This is a genomic window from Streptomyces sp. 2A115, assembly GCF_052245575.1.
Lineage (GTDB): Bacteria > Actinomycetota > Actinomycetes > Streptomycetales > Streptomycetaceae > Streptomyces.
In genome coordinates this window covers 30,226-47,809 of sequence record NZ_JBQQCG010000054.1, presented here as the reverse complement: position 1 = coordinate 47,809, position 17,584 = coordinate 30,226, and the positions used below count along the sequence as shown (strand labels likewise).

General features: G+C 69.1%; 14 protein-coding genes. All 14 read left to right on the top strand.

The window, feature by feature from the left end; genetic code table 11:
- The first annotated feature begins 109 nt into the window (after nucleotides 1-109).
- The 14 genes from ACTWQR_RS35960 (at nucleotide 110) to ACTWQR_RS35895 (ending at nucleotide 17,583) form a co-directional block, all read left to right on the top strand.
- Entirely contained in the window at nucleotides 110-766 is a 657-nt protein-coding gene (locus ACTWQR_RS35960; RefSeq protein ID WP_443231425.1) for a GntR family transcriptional regulator, read from the top strand.
- Nucleotides 763-1,680 carry a dihydrodipicolinate synthase family protein gene (locus ACTWQR_RS35955; protein WP_443231424.1) on the top strand — a complete coding sequence of 306 codons (918 nt, stop codon included), beginning with the start codon at nucleotides 763-765 and terminating at the stop codon, nucleotides 1,678-1,680. The genes ACTWQR_RS35960 and ACTWQR_RS35955 overlap by 4 nt, the downstream gene beginning before the upstream one ends.
- Complete coding sequence (gene araD / locus ACTWQR_RS35950; protein ID WP_443231423.1) at nucleotides 1,677-3,401, top strand: L-arabinonate dehydratase; 1,725 nt, start codon at nucleotides 1,677-1,679, stop codon at nucleotides 3,399-3,401. Before ACTWQR_RS35955 ends, araD begins: the two co-directional genes overlap by 4 nt.
- A gap of 189 nt (nucleotides 3,402-3,590) precedes the next feature.
- The gene (locus ACTWQR_RS35945; RefSeq protein WP_443231422.1) at nucleotides 3,591-4,526 is read left to right on the top strand and encodes a carbohydrate ABC transporter permease; all 936 of its coding nucleotides are present in this window, start codon (nucleotides 3,591-3,593) and stop codon (nucleotides 4,524-4,526) included.
- A complete protein-coding gene (locus tag ACTWQR_RS35940) occupies nucleotides 4,523-5,425 on the top strand; it encodes a carbohydrate ABC transporter permease (RefSeq protein WP_443231421.1) in 903 nt (300 codons plus the stop codon). Before ACTWQR_RS35945 ends, ACTWQR_RS35940 begins: the two co-directional genes overlap by 4 nt.
- A gap of 98 nt (nucleotides 5,426-5,523) precedes the next feature.
- A complete protein-coding gene (locus tag ACTWQR_RS35935; RefSeq protein WP_443231454.1) occupies nucleotides 5,524-6,816 on the top strand; it encodes a pectate lyase family protein in 1,293 nt (430 codons plus the stop codon).
- Between the two features lie 29 nt (nucleotides 6,817-6,845).
- Nucleotides 6,846-8,033, top strand: coding sequence for a Gfo/Idh/MocA family protein (locus tag ACTWQR_RS35930; RefSeq protein ID WP_443231453.1), 1,188 nt, complete (start codon nucleotides 6,846-6,848; stop codon nucleotides 8,031-8,033).
- Nucleotides 8,030-8,872: a PmoA family protein gene (locus ACTWQR_RS35925; protein ID WP_443231420.1), complete on the top strand. Its 843-nt coding sequence runs from the start codon at nucleotides 8,030-8,032 to the stop codon at nucleotides 8,870-8,872. Before ACTWQR_RS35930 ends, ACTWQR_RS35925 begins: the two co-directional genes overlap by 4 nt.
- Nucleotides 8,869-10,488 (top strand): family 43 glycosylhydrolase, encoded by a 1,620-nt coding sequence (locus ACTWQR_RS35920; protein WP_443231419.1) that lies wholly within the window; start codon nucleotides 8,869-8,871, stop codon nucleotides 10,486-10,488. The genes ACTWQR_RS35925 and ACTWQR_RS35920 overlap by 4 nt, the downstream gene beginning before the upstream one ends.
- A gap of 34 nt (nucleotides 10,489-10,522) precedes the next feature.
- Nucleotides 10,523-12,553, top strand: a complete 2,031-nt coding sequence (locus tag ACTWQR_RS35915; protein ID WP_443231418.1) for a pectinesterase family protein — start codon at nucleotides 10,523-10,525, stop codon at nucleotides 12,551-12,553.
- A 56-nt stretch (nucleotides 12,554-12,609) separates the two neighbouring features.
- Complete coding sequence (locus tag ACTWQR_RS35910) at nucleotides 12,610-13,971, top strand: ABC transporter substrate-binding protein (protein ID WP_443231417.1); 1,362 nt, start codon at nucleotides 12,610-12,612, stop codon at nucleotides 13,969-13,971.
- Nucleotides 13,972-14,221: 250 nt separating this feature from the next.
- Entirely contained in the window at nucleotides 14,222-15,022 is an 801-nt protein-coding gene (locus ACTWQR_RS35905) for a rhamnogalacturonan acetylesterase (RefSeq protein WP_443231416.1), read from the top strand.
- Nucleotides 15,023-15,148: 126 nt separating this feature from the next.
- Nucleotides 15,149-16,459: a pectate lyase family protein gene (locus tag ACTWQR_RS35900; protein ID WP_443231415.1), complete on the top strand. Its 1,311-nt coding sequence runs from the start codon at nucleotides 15,149-15,151 to the stop codon at nucleotides 16,457-16,459.
- Nucleotides 16,460-16,461: 2 nt separating this feature from the next.
- The gene (locus ACTWQR_RS35895; RefSeq protein WP_443231414.1) at nucleotides 16,462-17,583 is read left to right on the top strand and encodes a pectinesterase family protein; all 1,122 of its coding nucleotides are present in this window, start codon (nucleotides 16,462-16,464) and stop codon (nucleotides 17,581-17,583) included.
- Nucleotide 17,584 lies beyond the last annotated feature (1 nt).

The following is a 17,584-nucleotide window of genomic DNA, read 5'->3' as shown; positions in this document are numbered from 1 at the left end:
CATTGACGAAACATTGGGCACCCTCCTAGCTTCATCGCGTCGTACTTCGTACGTCATATATGAGACGCGATACGCGAGATCCGATACGCGAGATCCCCGAGAGGCGCGCATGACCTCTGTGCCCACGCCGATCCCCTCCCGCACGCAGTTCGTGCTGGAAGGGATCAAACACCGCATCCTCACCGGGCAGTTGACGCCTGGTCAGGCCCTGGTCGAGACCGAGCTCGCCGCGCAGTTCGGGGTGTCCAAGACCCCGGTGCGGGAGGCGCTCAAGACCCTGGCCGGGACCGGGCTCGTCGTGATGAACCAGTACAAGGGCGTCACGGTGCGCATGGTGGACGCGGACATGGCGCGCGAGGTGTACGACGTGCGGCTGCTCCTGGAGCCGGAGGCGCTGCGGCGCTCAGTGCAGCGCCGGGTCTCCCTCGACACGGCGCGCGAGGCGCTCGAACGCGCGGACGGGGCGACCGACACCGCCCAGCGCTCCCTCGCCAACCGCGAGTTCCACCGCGCCCTGTACGTCACCTGCGGCAACCCGCTCCTCGGCCGGATGCTCGACGAGGTCCGGGACCAGGCCGCCCTGGTCTCCGCGGTCGCCTGGGCCGCCAACCCGTCCTGGGAGCGCGAGGCCGCCGAGCACCGGGAGATCCTTCGGCTCGCGCTCGACGGCGACTCGGACGGCGCGGCCCGCGCTCTGCACTCGCACATCGCCTCGTTCGTGCAACGGGCCTTCCCCGAGGCCCAGGGAAAGGGTGAGCAGGAATGACCGCGACCACGACCACGTTCGAGGCCCAACGGGCCGCCCTCGCCGACGTGGTGGCGATCCCCGTGACCCCGTTCGCCGAGGACGGCACCATCGACCACGAGGTCTACCGGGCACTGCTGCGCCGGGTGCTCGACGGCGGCGTCCGCATTCTCACGCCCAACGGCAACACCGGCGAGTTCTACGCCCTGAGCCCCGAAGAGCGCCGCACGGTCACCGAGGTGACCATCGACGAGGCGGGGGACCGGGCCGCCATCCTGGTCGGGGTCGGGCACGACGTGCCGACCGCCGTCGCCTCCGCCCGCCACGCCCGCGAGCTCGGGGCACAGATGGTGATGGTCCATCAGCCCGTGCACCCGTACGTCTCGGCGGGAGGCTGGGTCGACTACCACGGGGCGATCGCGGAGGCCGTCCCCGAGCTGGGCGTCGTCCCGTACATCCGCAACCCGGTGCTCCCCGGTGCCCGCCTCGCCGAGCTGGCCGATGCCTGCCCGAACGTCATCGGCGTGAAGTACGCCGTGCCGGACGCGGCCCGCTTCGCCGCGTTCGCCCGGGACGCGGGACTCGAGCGCTTCGTGTGGGTGGCCGGACTCGCGGAGCCGTACGCGCCCTCGTACTTCTCGGCGGGCGCGACGGGCTTCACCTCGGGTCTGGTGAACGTCGCCCCGGCCGTTTCGCTGAACATGATCGAAGCGCTTCGTTCCGGTGACTACGCGGGCGCCATGAAGGTGTGGGAGCAGATCCGCCGCTTCGAGGAACTGCGCGCGGCCAACGGTTCCGCCAACAACGTGACGGTGGTGAAGGAGGCCCTGGCCTCCCTCGGTCTGTGCCGCCGCGAGGTCCGGCCGCCGAGCAAGGAGCTCCCCGAGTCCGAACGTGCCGAGATCGCCGCCATCGCCTCGGGGTGGTCCATATGACCGACACGCCAAGAGAGTTGCGCAGCCACCAGTGGTACGGGACGGAGGGGCTGCGCTCGTTCAGCCACCGCGCCCGCACCCGCCAGCTCGGCTACCTGCCCGAGGAGCACCTGGGCAAGCCCGTCATCGCGATCCTCAACACCTGGTCCGACATCAACCCCTGCCACGTCCACCTGAGGGACCGGGCCCAGGCGGTCAAGCGGGGAGTGTGGCAGGCCGGCGGCTTCCCGCTCGAGTTCCCGGTGTCGACGCTCAGCGAGACCTTCCAGAAGCCGACCCCGATGCTCTACCGCAACATGCTCGCGATGGAGACCGAGGAGCTGCTGCGGTCGTATCCGGTGGACGGCGCCGTGCTGATGGGCGGCTGCGACAAGTCCACGCCCGCGCTGCTCATGGGTGCCGCCTCGGTGGACCTCCCCGCCGTCTTCGTGCCCGCCGGGCCCATGCTGCCGGGCCACTGGCGCAACGAGATCCTCGGCTCCGGCACCGACATGTGGAAGTACTGGGACGACAAGCGCGCCGGGCTCATCGGCGACTGCGAGATGACCGAGCTGGAGAGCGGGCTCGCGCGCTCACCCGGGCACTGCATGACCATGGGTACGGCGTCCACGCTGACCGCGGCCGCTGAGGCACTCGGGGTCACGGTCCCGGGCGCGTCGAGCATCCCCGCCGTGGACTCGGGCCACGATCGGATGGCCGCCGCATCCGGCATGAGAATCGTTGAACAAGTCCACAAGGACCGGAAACTCTCCGAGATCCTCACCCAGGAAGCCTACGAGGACGCTGTCACCACAGTCCTCGGACTCGGCGGCTCCACCAACGCCGTGATCCACCTCATCGCCATGGCCGGCCGCTCCGGAGTCCGGCTCACCCTCGACGACTTCGACCGGATCGCGCGAACGGTGCCGGTGCTCGCGAACGTACGGCCCGGCGGGCAGACGTATCTGATGGAGGACTTCCACTTCGCGGGTGGCCTGCCCGGATTCCTGTCGCGGATCACCGATCTGCTGCACCTGGACCGGCCGACCGTCTCGCACGACACGCTGCGCGAACAGCTCGACGGAGCACTCGTCCACAACGACGACGTGATCCGGCCGCGCCACAACCCGGTCGCGGACGAGGGCGGCGTGGCGGTCCTGCGCGGCAACCTCTGCCCCGACGGCGCGGTCATCAAGCACATCTCCGCCGAGCCGCACCTGCTCAAGCACACCGGTCCGGCGGTCGTCTTCGACGACTACAAGACCATGCAGCGGACCATCAACGACCCGGAGTTGGGCATCACGGCGGACACCGTGCTGGTGCTGCGCAACGCCGGCCCGAAGGGCGGCCCGGGCATGCCCGAGTACGGGATGCTGCCCATCCCCGACCACCTGCTGAAGCAGGGCGTACGGGACATGGTGCGGATCTCCGATGCCCGGATGAGCGGCACGAGTTACGGCACCTGCGTGCTGCATGTGGCGCCGGAGTCGTACGTCGGCGGACCGCTCGCCCTGGTCCGCACCGGCGACACCATCACGCTCGACGTCGATACGCGCTTGCTCCAACTCAACGTGGACGACGACGAGTTGGCGCGGCGCCGGGCTCAGTGGACCGCGCCGCCCGAGCGGTACGAGCGCGGCTACGGCGCGCTCTACAACGAACAGATCACCCAGGCGGACACCGGCTGCGACTTCGAGTTCCTCGCGCGGCCGGGCAAGGTGCAGGACCCGTACGCGGGCTGAGGGACAGGCCCACTGGCTGAGGGGCGAGCCCACCGGCGCCCCTGCCGGCCGAGATCACGCACAACCACGCACAGCGCTTCACCGAGGACTGGCCAGATAGCAAGCGCTTTCACAGGAGTGAACCGGACCGATCAGACCGCACAGCAAGAGTGCACGGCACCACCCGCACCCCCGAGAACGGAGACAGTCATGGCGCAAGCCGCAGCCGTGGCGAAAAAGCCCGCGCCACCCCGGCGGCGCCGTGGCTCAGCGACGCCCCGCAAGCTCCCGTACCTGCTGATCGCCCCGGCGGGACTGCTGATGCTGGGCTTCATCGCCTACCCGGTGCTCAGCGTCTTCTACTACAGCCTGCAGGACTACAACCCCACCAAGCCGTGGCGGAACGGCTACGCGGGCTTCGACAACTTCGTGCACGCCTTCACCGAGGACCCGCTGTTCTGGGACACGCTGGTCTTCAGCGCCAAGTGGGTCGTCGTCGAGGTCGGTCTGCAGCTGATGTTCGGTCTGGCGCTCGCGCTGATCGTCAACCAGACCTTCGTGGGACGGTCGCTCGGCCGCGCGATGGTGTTCTCGCCGTGGGCCGTGTCCGGTGTGCTCACCTCCGCGATCTGGGTGCTGCTCTACAACTCCCAGACAGGCATCACCCGTTACCTCGCCGACATGGGTATCGGTGACTACGGCACGAGCTGGCTGTCGGACACCTCGACCGTCTTCTCCGCGGCGGTCGTCGCGGACCTGTGGCGCGGGGTCCCCTTCTTCGCGATCCTCATCCTCGCCGACCTCCAGTCCGTCTCGAAGGACCTGTACGAGGCCGCCGAGGTCGACGGAGCCAGCCGCTTCCAGCAGTTCTTCCACATCACGCTGCCGCACCTGAAGGACGCGATCATCCTGTCCACGCTGCTGCGCGCGGTCTGGGAGTTCAACAACGTCGACCTGCTCTACACACTCACCGGCGGCGGACCGGCGGGCGAGACGACGACACTCCCGCTCTACATCGCCAACACCAGCGTCGACGCGCACAACTTCGGCTACGCGTCGGCCCTGACCACGGTCGCGTTCGTCATTCTGCTCTTCTTCTCGATGGTCTATCTGAGGCTGAGCAAGTTCGGAGGTGGGGACAAGTGATCACCAAGGACATCGAGATCAGCCCCCCGGCGGTAGCCGCCCCGGCGGCCGAGGAGCCCACGGGACGACCGAGGAAGACCCGGCGGGCCTGGGACGAGGCCCCGCGCTGGCAGATCTACCTCCCCCTCGGCATCTACCTGCTCTTCACGCTCATTCCCTTCTACTGGATCCTGCTCTTCGCCCTGCGCAAGCCCGGCTCGACCTCGCTCGTGCCCTGGCCCATGACCTTCGAGCACTTCGAGAAGGTGTGGAACGAGCGCAGCTTCGGCACGTACTTCGAGAACAGCGTCTACGTCGGCATCGCCACACTCGTGATGACCACGCTCGTCGCGCTCGCCGGCGGCTACGCGCTCGCCCGCTTCGACTTCAAGATCAAGCGCGTCTTCATGCTGGCGCTGCTCTGCTCCCAGTTCGTGCCGGGCGCGCTGCTCCTCGTGCCGCTGTTCCAGATCTTCGCCGAGCTCCAGATGATCAACTCGCTGGGCAGCGTCATCATCGCGGAGACCGTCTTCCAGCTGCCGCTGTCGATGATCCTGATCAGCGGCTTCATCCGGAACGTCCCGTACTCCCTGGAAGAGGCGGCCTGGGTCGACGGCTGCAACCGGTTCACCGCCTTCCGGGTCGTCGTGCTGCCGCTGCTGCGGCCCGGCCTCATCGCCGTCGGCTCCTTCGCCTTCGTGCACTCCTGGAACCACTTCCTGTTCGCCCTGATGTTCCTCAGCAACCAGGACAAGCAGACGATCCCCGTCGGCCTCAACAGCCTGATGAGCGCCGACAGCGTCGACCTGGGCGCGCTCGCCGCCGGCGGCATCATCGCGGCCCTGCCCGTCGTGATCGTCTTCGCCTTCATCCAGAAGTGGCTGATCACGGGCTTCAGCGCCGGGGCGGTGAAGGGATGACCCGGAGCGAAGGGTTGAGAGGGAGCGAAGGGACAAGGCGGACTGCGGTGTTGAGAGGGATCCGCACCTTCCTGCCGCGTACGACCAGAGGGCGCCGCATCCTCCAAGGCACCCTCGCCTGCGGCCTGTTGGCGGCGCTGAGCGCCGGCGTTCCGGCGAACGCCGAGGCCCGCGACATCAGCCGCGAGACCCTGGCCCCGAACGACGGCTGGGCCGCCGCCGAGGGCGGCACGACCGGCGGTGCCGCGGCCGACGAGGCCCACGTCTTCACCGTACGCGACCGGGCCGAGCTGGTCCGCGCGCTCGACGGCGGCAGCGCGACCCCGAAGATCATCAAGGTCGCGGGGACGATCGACGCCAACACCGACGCCGCGGGCAACAGGCTGGACTGCGACGACTACGCGACCGACGGCTACAGCGTGAAGAAGTACCTGGCCGCGTACGACCCGCGGACCTGGGGTTCGGCCAAGCCAGCCGGCCCGCAGGAGGAGGCCCGCCAGGCCTCCGCCGCCAAGCAGGCCGAACGGATCGTGTTCGCCGTCGGCTCCAACACCACGATCGTCGGGCTCGGCGACAAGGCCGTACTGAAGGGCGCCAGCCTCCAGGTCGGCAACGCGGACAACGTCATAGTCCGCAACCTCGAACTGCGCGACGCCTACGACTGCTTCCCCGTCTGGCAGCCCAACACCGGCGGCCTCGGCGACTGGAAGACGGCTTACGACACCCTCTGGCTGCGCGGCGCCACCCACGTCTGGGTCGACCACGTCACGGCCTCCGACAAGGGCCACCCCGACGAGGACGAGCCGACCTACTTCGGCCGCAACTACCTGCGCCACGACGGCCTGTTGGACATCACCAACGCCTCCGACCTGGTGACCGTCTCCTGGAGCCGGTTCGCCGACCACGACAAGGCGATGCTGATCGGCAACGGCGACACGGCCACCGGCGACCGCGGCAAGCTCCGCGTCACCCTGCATCACAACGAGTTCGAGTCCGTCGTCCAGCGTGCCCCGCGCGTCCGCTTCGGCCAGGTGCACCTCTACAACAACCGGTACGTCGTCCCCGAAGACGTCCACGACTACCGCTACTCGATCGGGGTCTCCACCGAGTCGGCGATCCACGCCGAGAACAACGCGTTCACCACCCCGGGCCACATCGAGGCGGCCGACCTCGTGAAGAGCTGGAACGGCACCGCCCTGCACGCGTCCGGGACGGTCTTCAACGGTTTCCCCGTCGACCTGCTCACCATCTACAACGCCTACAACTCCGGCAGCGAGCGCGACCTGACCGCCGACGTCGGCTGGACGCCCATCCTGCACGGAAAGATCGACAGCGCCGAACGTGCCGACCGAGAGGTGGAGCGCGGCGCGGGAGCGGGGAGGATCCGATGACCGCTTACCCCGGGGCCAGGGCCGCTTCCATGGGGTCCACGACGTCCACGACCTCGTACGAAGCTCCCCTTCCCGTCGTCCTCGCGGGTGCCCGCGGTCACGGCCGCTGGCACCTGGAGAACATCCGCCGCCTCCAGGACAAGGGCTTGGTCCGGCTGGCCGGAATCTGCGAACTGACGCCGCTGACCGCGGAGGAGCTGGACGGTTTCTCCGCACCGGGTGAACCCCCGGAGCAGTCCGCCGACTTCGGCGCTCTGCTCGACTCCACCGGCGCCGCGATCGCGGTGATCTGCACGCCGATCCCCACCCACACGGACCTCGCGCTGACCGCCGCCGCCAAGGGCGTACACCTGCTGCTCGAGAAGCCGCCCGCGCCCTCCTACGCCGAGTTCCGCCGCATGGCCGACGGGGTCGCCGCCGCCGGAGTGGTCTGCCAGATCGGCTTCCAGTCGATGGGCTCGCACGCCGTGCCCGCGATCCGGGAACTGGTCGCGCAGGGCACGATCGGCCGGGTGGACGGCGTCGGCGGAGCAGGGGCCTGGGCGCGCGCCGAGGAGTACTACCGCCGCGCGCCCTGGGCCGGACGGCGCCGGCTCAACGGCGTCGACGTCGTCGACGGCGCGCTGACCAACCCCCTCGCGCACGCCGTCGCCACCGCCCTCGCGCTCGCCGGCGCCACCGGCGCCGAGGACGTCACCGGCATCGAGACGGAGCTGCTGCGCGCCAACGACATCGAGTCGGACGACACCTCGTGCGTCCGTGTCACCACCTCCAGCGGCGGCCGGGTCACCGTCGCCGCGACCCTGTGCGCCGAGCACCCCGACGAGCCGTACGTCCTCGTGCACGGCACCAGCGGCCGGATCACCTTCTGGTACAAGCAGGACCGCGTCCTCGTCCAGCGTTCGGGACACGGCCCGGAGGAGATCTCGTACGGCAGGACCGACCTGCTGGAGAACCTCGTCGAGCACCTCGAAGGCCGCGCCGACCTGCTGGTCACGCCCGCCTCGACGGGTGCCTTCATGAAGGTCGTCGAAGCGATCCGGCAGGCACCGGACCCGGTCGCACTGCCCGACGACGCCTGGTACCGGGTGCCCGACGAGAACCGCCGGGTCGTGCGCGGTGTCGACGGACTCGTCGCGGCCGCCGCCGACACCCTCGCCCTCTACTCCGAGCTGGGCGCCTCGTGGCCGCTCAGGAACGAGGTGAGTACCCGATGAACAACGACTCGCTGGTGCTGCGCGTCGCGGGCCGCCCGGTCGGCCGCTACATCACCCGGCCCGAACTGCCGCCCAAGCTCTCACCGCGTCCGTACTTCCACCCGGTCACCACCCTGGCCGGCACGGCTGTCACCGAACTCAGCCCCGCCGACCACATCCACCACCTCGGCGTCGGTGTCGCCGTTCCCGACGTCGAGGGGCACAACTTCTGGGGCGGACGCACCTACGTACGCGACCAGGGACCCACCGAGCTGGACAACCACGGCGCCCAGCGGCACTCCGCCTTCCAGATCCGCGACCCCGACGGCTTCGTGGAGGAGCTGCGCTGGGTGGCCGCGGGCAACGAGCTGCTGCGCGAGCGGCGTACCGTCGCGGCCGTCGAACTCACCGACTCCGCCTGGGCGTTGGACTTCACCTTCTCGCTCACCAACACGACCACCGAGCCGCTGTCGATCGGCAGCCCGGCGACCAACGGCCGTCCCGGCGCGGCCTACGGCGGCTTCTTCTGGCGGGCCCGCAAGGAGGCCGGGACGCCCGCCGTGTTCACGGCCGGCACCGAGGGCGAGGAGGCCGTGCACGGCGCGCGGGCCGACTGGCTCGCGCTCGTCGGCTCCGACTGGACCCTGGTCTTCGCCGGGGCCACCGAACAGACCCGGCGAGACCCGTGGTTCGTCCGCACCGGCGAGTACCCGGGCGTCGGCTCGTCCCTCGCCCACGAGGAGCGGCTGCCGATCCCGGCCGGGGAGACCGTCGTACGCCGGATCGTCACCGTCGTCGCCGACGGCCGTCTCGACCGGGGCGAAGCGGCGGCACTCGTCCGCAAGGCGGTGAGCCCATGAGTACGCGTCCGCACGGCGGTGGGTCCTCGAGCAACCAGGCCGGCACCCCGTTCTCCGCCGACCTCGGCGACGGCACGTACCGCAACCCTGTCCTGAACGCCGACTGGTCCGACCCCGACCTCGTCCGCGTCGGCGACGACTTCTACATGACGGCCTCCAGCTTCGGCCGCGCCCCGGGCCTGCCGCTGCTGCACTCCCGCGACCTGGTCAACTGGACGCTCGTCGGCCACGCGCTCCAATTCCTGGAGCCGGGGGCCGAGTTCAGGAAGCCGCGCCACGACTGCGGTGTCTGGGCGCCCGCCCTGCGCCATCACGACGACCGTTTCTGGATCTTCTGGGGCGACCCCGACCACGGCATCTACCAGATCAACGCCCCCGAGATACGCGGTCCTTGGACCCGCCCCCACCTGATCAAGGCGGGCAAGGGACTCATCGACGCCTGCCCGCTGTGGGACGAGGAGACCGGCGAGGCGTACCTCGTGCACGCCTGGGCCAAGTCCCGCTCCGGCGTGAAGAACCGGCTCACCGGCCACCGGATGCTGCCCGACGCCACCGGCCTGCTCGACGACGGCAAGCTGATCGTCGACGGTGACCGCATTCCCGGCTGGTTCACGCTCGAAGGGCCGAAGCTGTACCGGCACGACGGCTGGTTCTGGATCTTCGCTCCCGCCGGGGGAGTCGAGACCGGCTGGCAGGGCGCCTTCCGCTCGCGTGACTTCTTCGGTCCTTACGAGGAGCGGATCGTCCTGGAGCAGGGCGACACCGACGTCAACGGCCCCCACCAGGGCGGCTGGGTGCAAACCCCCTCCGGCGAGCACTGGTTCGCGCACTTCCAGGAGCGGGGCGCGTACGGGAGGGTGGTCCACCTCCAGCCGATGCGCTGGGGTACGGACGGCTGGCCCGTGCTCGGCGACGAGGGCACCCCCGTCTCCGTACACAAGAAGCCAGACCTGCCGCGACAGCCGCTGTCGGCGCCTGCCACCGACGACGGCTTCCCCGGCGGTCGGTTCGGACGGCAGTGGCAGTGGACCGCCAATCCGCAGGACGGCTGGGCGACCCAGCACTCGGGCGACGGACTGCGGCTGACCTGCGTTCGGACGGCCGACGCGCACGATCTGCGCAAGCTGCCGAACGTGCTCACGCAGCGGCTGCCCGGGATGCCCTGCACCGTCGAGGTGGAGCTGCGGCTCGACGCCGAGGAGCCCGGAGCCCGCGCCGGACTCGCCGTGCTCGGCGACGCGTTCAGCTGGATCGGGCTGCAGCGGGGGGCTGACGGGACGGTCCATCTGGTGCACCGGTTCGCCGAGTCGGTCGCCGAGAGGGAGCGGGATGCCGCCCATCCGCGGATCGCTCCCGAGGGGCAGGTGCGGCTGCGGATCGAGATCGGTGCGGGGGCGCGCTGCCGTTTCTCCTACGCGTTGCCTTCTGGGGGGACACCGCCCAGGCCCCCCGGCGGTGACGGGAGCGGTTGGCAGCCCTCCGGGCCGGTCTTCGCCGCCACTCCCTGGCGGTGGGTCGGCGCCCTGCTCGGCCTCTTCGCGCTCGCGCCGACCGGCGGGGGACACGCCGGGGCGGCCACGTTCACGCAGTTCCGCATCACCGCACCGAACGACTGAAGTCACGTCACCTGTACGCCTGTTGGGAGCCGCAATGACGCACCTCCGTAGCAGCAAGCGCTTGCCGAGACCGGGAGCGGGAGCGGGCTCCGGTTTCGGTTTCGGCCGAGCCCTGGTCACGGTCGCCGCCCTGGTGGCCTCGCTGGGGCTGGGGGCCATCACCCCGGCCGAGGCCGCGCCGGCCGATGCCGCGCCGGTCACGGAGACGGCGACGGCGGCGCCCCGCTGGGCCGACAAGGCCCACGGCTTCGCCTCCCTCGAAGGCGGTACGACGGGCGGCGCCGGCGGCAAGGTCGTCACCGTGACCACCCAGGCCGACCTGGAGCGGTACGCGGCGGCCGAGGAACCGTACGTCATCCGGGTGGCCGGCACGATCAAGGCCGAGCCGTTCGGCGCGAACGTCGTCGTGACCTCGAACAAGACCATCATCGGCGTGGGCACGGCCGGGGAGCTCGTCCAGGGCGAGCTGAACCTGAAGCCCGGCACCCACAACGTGATCATCCGGAACCTGACGATCCGCGACTCGTACGTCGAGGGCAACTGGGACTGCAAGGACACCGACTTCGACGGCATCCAGATGGACACCGTCCACCACGTCTGGATCGACCACAACCGCTTCTCACGGATCTGCGACGGGCAGCTCGACGTCCGCAAGGACAGCGAGTACGTCACCGTCTCCTACAACCGCTTCGAGAACAACAACAAGACCATCGGCATCGGCTGGACGACGAACGTCAAGACCCAGATCACCATCGACCACAACCTGTTCAGCGGTACGAAGCAGCGCAACCCGTCCGCCGACAACTGCGCCTACGCACACCTCTACAACAACTACCTGACGGCACAGGCCGACCCCGGCGACCCGGTGTGGACGTACGGCAACTGGTCGCGCGGCCAGACCAAGATGGTCATCGAGAACAGTTACTACCGGGACGTCCAGCATCCCCACCAGGCCGACGCCACCGCCGAGTTGGTGCAGCGCGGGTCGATCCTGAAGAACACCACCGGGCGCCATGAGGCGTGGGGCGCGGCCTTCGATCCGAAGGCCTTCTACGACTACCGGCTCGACCCGGCGGCGGCCGTCCCCGCCCTCGTGTCGAAGTTCTCCGGACCGCAGAAGAAGCTCGGCACCGACACCGTCCTGAACGTCCCGGCGGACTACCCGACCGTCCAGGCCGCCGTGGACGCCGTGCCCGACGGCAACGACTCCACCGTGACGATCCGGATCGCGCCCGGCACGTACCGCGAGAAGGTCCTTGTCCCCGCCACGAAACCGAACGTGGTGCTCCAGGGGACTGGACAGGACCGCTCCGACACGGTCATCGTCTTCGACACGCCCGCCCAGTTCGGCGGCTCCACCGGGAGCGCCACCGTGCGGATCGCCGCGAACGACGTCACGGCGCGCAACCTCACCTTCAGCAACGACTTCGACGAGGCCGCGTACGAGTACGGCGCCGAGCAGGCCCTCGCCATGAAGACGACGGGCGACCGGATCGTCTTCGAGGACACGGCCTTCCTGGGCAACCAGGACACGCTGATGACCGACAGCCCCAAGCTCGACGTGATCAGCCGGGTCTATGTCCGCGACTCGTACATCGAGGGCGACGTCGACTTCATCTACGGACGTGCGACCACCGTCATCGAGCGCTCGGTCATCAAGGCGCTCAGCCGGGGTTCCACGACCAACAACGGCTACATCACGGCCGCTTCGACCTGGAAGGACAACCCGTACGGGTTCCTGATCACCAGGTCGAAGGTCGTGAGCGACGCGCCCGCCGGGTCCTTCCACCTCGGCAGGCCCTGGCACCCGGGCGGCAATCCCGACGCCGTCGCCCAAGTCCTCTTCCGTGAAACCGAGTTGCCCGCGGCGGTCAAGTCCTCGCCGTGGACCGACATGGGCGGTTTCTCGTGGCAGGACGCCCGCTTCACCGAGTACCGCACGTACGGCCCGGGCGCGACGGTCAGCGTCGACCGGCCGCAGATGTCGGGCGCGGAGGCGGCCACGCACACGGTCGCCGACTACCTCGCCGGGACCGACAACTGGGCACCCCACGCCCGCCACTGACCCCCACAACCTCGCAACAACCCTCGTTGGATCCAGAAGAAGAAGAGAGCCGACCAATGAAGATCAGCAATCACCGGAGCAGCAAAGGCGGGCGCCGTTCGGCCGCCGCCGTCGCCCTGAGCGCCGTGCTCGCGCTGACCGCCACCGCCTGCGGTGACGACGGCAGCGGGACCGCGGGCGACAAGGGCAATGAGGGCAGCGGCAAGGGCAAGATCGTCTTCTGGGACAACAACGGCGGTGTCCGCACCGACATCTGGAAGGAGATCATCGCCGACTTCGAGAAGGCGAACCCGAAGATCGACGTCGAGTACGTCGGGATCGCCTCGACCGAGTACCAGTCCAAGGTCGACACCTCCATCCAGGGCGGCGGTCTGCCGGACGTCGGAGGTGTCGGCGCGGCGATGATCGCCGCGATCGCCGCCCAGAACGCGCTGGAGCCGCTGGACGACCGTCTCGCCAAGTCCTCCCTCAACGGCAAGCTCAACGAGGACATGGTCAAGTCGCTGCAGTCCGCCGGCGGCGACGACGACAAGCTGTACTCGATCCCGACCTCCGCCAACAACGGTGTCCTCTACTACCGCACCGACCTGTTCAAGAAGGCGGGCCTGGACGCGCCGACCACCTGGGACAAGTTCTACGAGGCCGCGGACAAGCTGACCAACGAGGACAAGAACGAGTTCGGCTACACCATCCGCGGTGGCGCCGGCTCCATCGCCCAGGCGCTGGACGCGATGTACGGGCAGTCCGGCCTCACGTCGTTCTGGGACTCCAGCGGCGAGAAGACCACGGTCAACGACCCGAAGAACGTGGCGGCCCTGGAGAAGTACGTGGCCCTCTACAAGAAGACCACTCCGGCCGCCGACCTCAACAACGACTTCACCAAGATGGTCGCCCAGTGGGACTCCGGCACCATCGGCATGCTGAACCACAACCTGGGCTCCTACCAGGACCACGTGAAGGCGTTCGGCACCGACAAGTTCCGGGGTATTCCGCAGCCGGTCGGTCCCGGCGGCAAGCGGGTGCAGGTCTCCAATCCGGTCGACGGACTCGGCCTGTTCAAGAGCTCCAAGAACAAGGAAGCCGCCTGGAAGTTCATCGAGTTCGCCACGTCGCACGCGGAGAACTCCAAGTTCAACGAGTCCGCGGGGCAGGTCCCGGCGAACACCGACGCCGCCAAGGACCCCTGGGTCTCCGCGGCCGAACCGACGAAGCTCGCCGCCGATGCCCTCAGTGACGGCTCCACCAGCATCGTGCAGCTGCCGTACTACCTCCCCGACTGGGGCACCATCTCCAAGACCGACAACGAGCCGGCCTTCCAGAAGGTCGTGAACGGCTCGATGAGCGCGAAGGACTTCCTGGACACGATGGCTGAGCAGCTCAACACCGCGCAGGCGGAGTGGAGTGAGCAGAAGGGCTAGTAGTTCGCAGGAAGGCCGGTTTGTGACTGCGGGTCCGTTGTGGCTGGTCGCGCAGTTCCCCGCGCCCCTGAAAGGGGCGCGGACCAGGGTCGGCGGTGGATCACATGGCGCCCCGCCGCCGGCCCTCTACCCTCCCCACGCCTGAAGCACCTGAACCCCCCCCACGCCTGAAGCACCTGAACCCCCCCACGCGAAAGGCACCACCTCCTGCACGAACCGCGCAACTCCCTTGCCCGAAAGGCACACCGTCGTGTCGCTCACCCGCAGACAGATCACCACCGCGGCGCTCGCCGCCGTACCCCTCGCCGTCGCGGCGACGGGTCCCGCAGTCGCCTCCCCGCAGGGACGCCCACGCGGGCGCACCCTCTACATCGCCGGTGACTCCACCGCCGCTCAGAAGTACGCCGTCGCCGCGCCCGAGACCGGATGGGGCATGGCTCTCCCGTTCTTTCTGCACGAGCGGCTGAACGTCGCCAACCACGCAGTGAACGGCCGCAGTTCGAAGAGCTTCATCGACGAGGGGCGCCTCGACGCCATCCTCGAAGCGATCCGGCCCGGCGACCTCCTGCTGATCCAGTTCGGCCACAACGACTCCAAGTCCGCCGACCCCACGCGCTACACCGAGCCCTGGACGACGTACCAGGACTACCTCCGCCAGTACATCGACGGCGCGCGGGCCCGTGGTGCGCGGCCGGTGCTCGCCACGTCCGTGGAGCGCAGGAAGTTCAACGCCGACGGCAACGCCGTGGGCACCCACGGCGACTATCCGGCGGCGATGCGTGCCCTCGCCGAGGCCGATGACGTCGCGCTGCTCGACATCCAGGCTCTGACGATCGCGCTCTGGCAGGAGCTCGGCGTCGAGGAGACCAAGAAGTACTTCAACTGGACCGCGACCGAGCAGGACAACACGCACTTCAATCCGCCGGGTGCCATCGCTGTGGCACGGCTGGTGGTGGGGGAGCTGTTGCGTCGTCGCGTGCTGGCACCACGGGACGTGCGGCGGCTGGACGACTTGATCCCGGAGTCCTGGATCACCTGGCCCGAGGCTTAGCGCCTGCTTGGAAGGCCGGTCCACGAGGGCCGGTCTGTGACTGCGGGCCGTATGTGGCTGGTCGCGCAGTTCCCCGCGCCCCTGAAGGGGGCGTCACCTCTCCTTTGCTTGAAAGGACCCTCACTCATGCGTACCCGTACCTGGCATGCCCATGTCATGACATCCTTCATTGGATGCACCGCCCTCGTTCTCGCCGTCACCGGCACCGTTGTCACCGCCCAAGCCCAGGGCCGCGACCTCGGGCGCGAGACCCTCGCCACGAATGACGGGTGGGGCTCGGAGGGCACCGGCACCACCGGGGGCGCGGCAGCCGACGCCGAGCACGTTTACACGGTGACCACGTGGGCCGAGTTCAAGGCCGCTCTGAAGGACGGTGGCAACGCACCCAAGATCATCAAGGTCAAGGGCATGATCGACGCGGTATCCGACGGCTGCGAGGCCTTCACCGCCGGGGGGTACGACCTCCAGCAGTACCTCAAGGACTACGACCCGGCCGTCTGGGGCAACGACAAGGTCGCCAGCGGTCCGCAGGAGGACGCCCGTGTGGCGTCCGCCGCCAACCAGGACGGCGTCATCAAGGCGGCCGTCCCCAGCAACACCACCATCGTCGGCGTCGGCAAGAACTCCGGCATCCTCGGCGGCAGCCTCCAGATCAAGGGCGTCTCGAACGTCATCCTGCGCAACCTGACCATCGAGGCCCCGCTCGACTGCTTCCCGAAGTGGGACCCGACCGACGACAACAAAACCGGCAACTGGAACTCCGAGTACGACGCCGTGGTCGTCTTCGGCACCGATCACGTGTGGATCGACCACAACACGTTCACCGACGGGCGCTACCCCGACAGCGAGCGCCCGGTCTACTTCGGCAAGGTCTTCCAGCAGCACGACGGGCTGACGGACATCGTGCGCGGCTCCAACTATGTGACCGTGTCCTGGAACCGCTTCCAGGACCACGACAAGAACATGCTGATCGGGAACAGCGACAGCACCGCCGCCCTCGACTCCGGCAAGCTCAAGGTCACCATGCACCACAACCTCTTCGACGGGATCCTCCAGCGCTCGCCGCGTGTGCGGTTCGGACAGGTCGACGTCTACAACAACCACTACGTGGTGAACGAGGAACAGAAGGACGACTACTACATCTTCGGCGTCGGCATCTCCTCGCAGCTCCACGCCAGCGACAACGCCATCTCGCTGCCGGCCGGTACCAGCGTCGGCAAGGCGCTCAAGAAGTGGAACGAGTCCCCGCTGACCGCCAAGAACAACTACGTCAACGGGAAGCTCACGGACCTGATCGCCGTGCACAACGCGGAGATCCCCGGCGAGACCCTCCAGTCCGGTGCGGGCTGGACGCCGACGCTGCGCACGCGGGTCGACTCGCCGAAGGCCGTCCCGGGCATCGTCGGCCACCGCGCGGGCGCCGGAAAGGACTGCTGACGGTGAGTCAACCACTTGTCGCCAGACGGTCGTTCCTCGTCGCGAGCGCGGGCGCCGCGCTCGCGCTGGGCCTCACGGACACCGCGCACGCGGCCGGCGGGTCCCCGTCCAGGTCCCGCTTCGGCCGCTACGGTTCGCCCTCCGCCCGCCTCACCCGGCGCACCCTGTACGTGGACGCGGGCGGCGCCGGCGACTTCACCACCGTCCAGGCCGCGGTGAGCTCGGTGACCGGCGGTGGCCACACCCTGGTCATCGCCCCGGGCACCTACCGTGAGACCGTCGCCGTCGGCGTCGACCGTACGGAGATGACCTGGATCGGCGCCTCCGAGAACCCGCGTGACGTGGTCGTCGTGTACGACAACGCGGCCGGTACGCCCAAGCCCGGCGGCGGCACCTACGGCACGACCGGCTCGGCCACCACGACCGTGCAGGCCGACGGGTTCACCGCCCGCTGGATCACCTTCGCCAACGACTGGCTGCGCGCCGACCATCCCGGGATGAGCGGCACCCAGGCCGTCGCGATCAAGGTGCAGGGCGACCGATCGGCCTTCCACCACTGCCGGTTCCTCGGCCACCAGGACACCCTGTACGCCGACTCGATGGCCCGCGAGACCTTCGCCCGGCAGTACTTCGCGCACTGCTACGCCGAGGGCGACGTGGACTTCGTCTTCGGCCGGGCCACCGCCGTGTTCGAGCACTGCCACTTGCACACACTGAACCGCACGGACCTCACCTCGGCCCCGTACGGCTTCGTCTTCGCGCCCTCCACCGTGGGCGCCAACCCGCGCGGCTACCTCGTCACCCGAAGCCGCGTGACCAGTGAAGCCCCGGACGCCTACTACAAGTTGGCGCGTCCCTGGGTGCCGAGCTCGGACACCACCGCCCGCCCGATGCTGACCGTGCGCGAGACCCGCCTGGGCGCCGGCATCGACGCGGTGGCGCCGTATACGAACATGTCGTCCTCCCACCCCTGGCAGAACCAGCGGTTCGCCGAGTACCGGAACACCGGCCCGGGCGCCTCGGTCACCGTCCCGGAGAACCGGCCCCAACTCAGCGCGAGCGAAGCCGAGTTGGCGAAACGCGAGGCGTATCTCGGTGACTGGGCCCCGTGGAAGGACTGCTGAG

Excerpts from the sequence above, each read along its gene's own strand:
- ACTWQR_RS35960 (WP_443231425.1), top strand. The coding sequence starts at position 110 with ATGACCTCTGTGCCCACGCCGATCCCCTCCCGCACGCAGTTCGTGCTG.
- ACTWQR_RS35955 (WP_443231424.1), top strand. The coding sequence starts at position 763 with ATGACCGCGACCACGACCACGTTCGAGGCCCAACGGGCCGCCCTCGCC.
- araD (WP_443231423.1), top strand. The coding sequence starts at position 1,677 with ATGACCGACACGCCAAGAGAGTTGCGCAGCCACCAGTGGTACGGGACG.
- ACTWQR_RS35945 (WP_443231422.1), top strand. The coding sequence starts at position 3,591 with ATGGCGCAAGCCGCAGCCGTGGCGAAAAAGCCCGCGCCACCCCGGCGG.
- ACTWQR_RS35930 (WP_443231453.1), top strand. The coding sequence starts at position 6,846 with ATGGGGTCCACGACGTCCACGACCTCGTACGAAGCTCCCCTTCCCGTC.
- ACTWQR_RS35925 (WP_443231420.1), top strand. The coding sequence starts at position 8,030 with ATGAACAACGACTCGCTGGTGCTGCGCGTCGCGGGCCGCCCGGTCGGC.
- ACTWQR_RS35920 (WP_443231419.1), top strand. The coding sequence starts at position 8,869 with ATGAGTACGCGTCCGCACGGCGGTGGGTCCTCGAGCAACCAGGCCGGC.
- ACTWQR_RS35915 (WP_443231418.1), top strand. The coding sequence starts at position 10,523 with ATGACGCACCTCCGTAGCAGCAAGCGCTTGCCGAGACCGGGAGCGGGA.
- ACTWQR_RS35910 (WP_443231417.1), top strand. The coding sequence starts at position 12,610 with ATGAAGATCAGCAATCACCGGAGCAGCAAAGGCGGGCGCCGTTCGGCC.
- ACTWQR_RS35900 (WP_443231415.1), top strand. The coding sequence starts at position 15,149 with ATGCGTACCCGTACCTGGCATGCCCATGTCATGACATCCTTCATTGGA.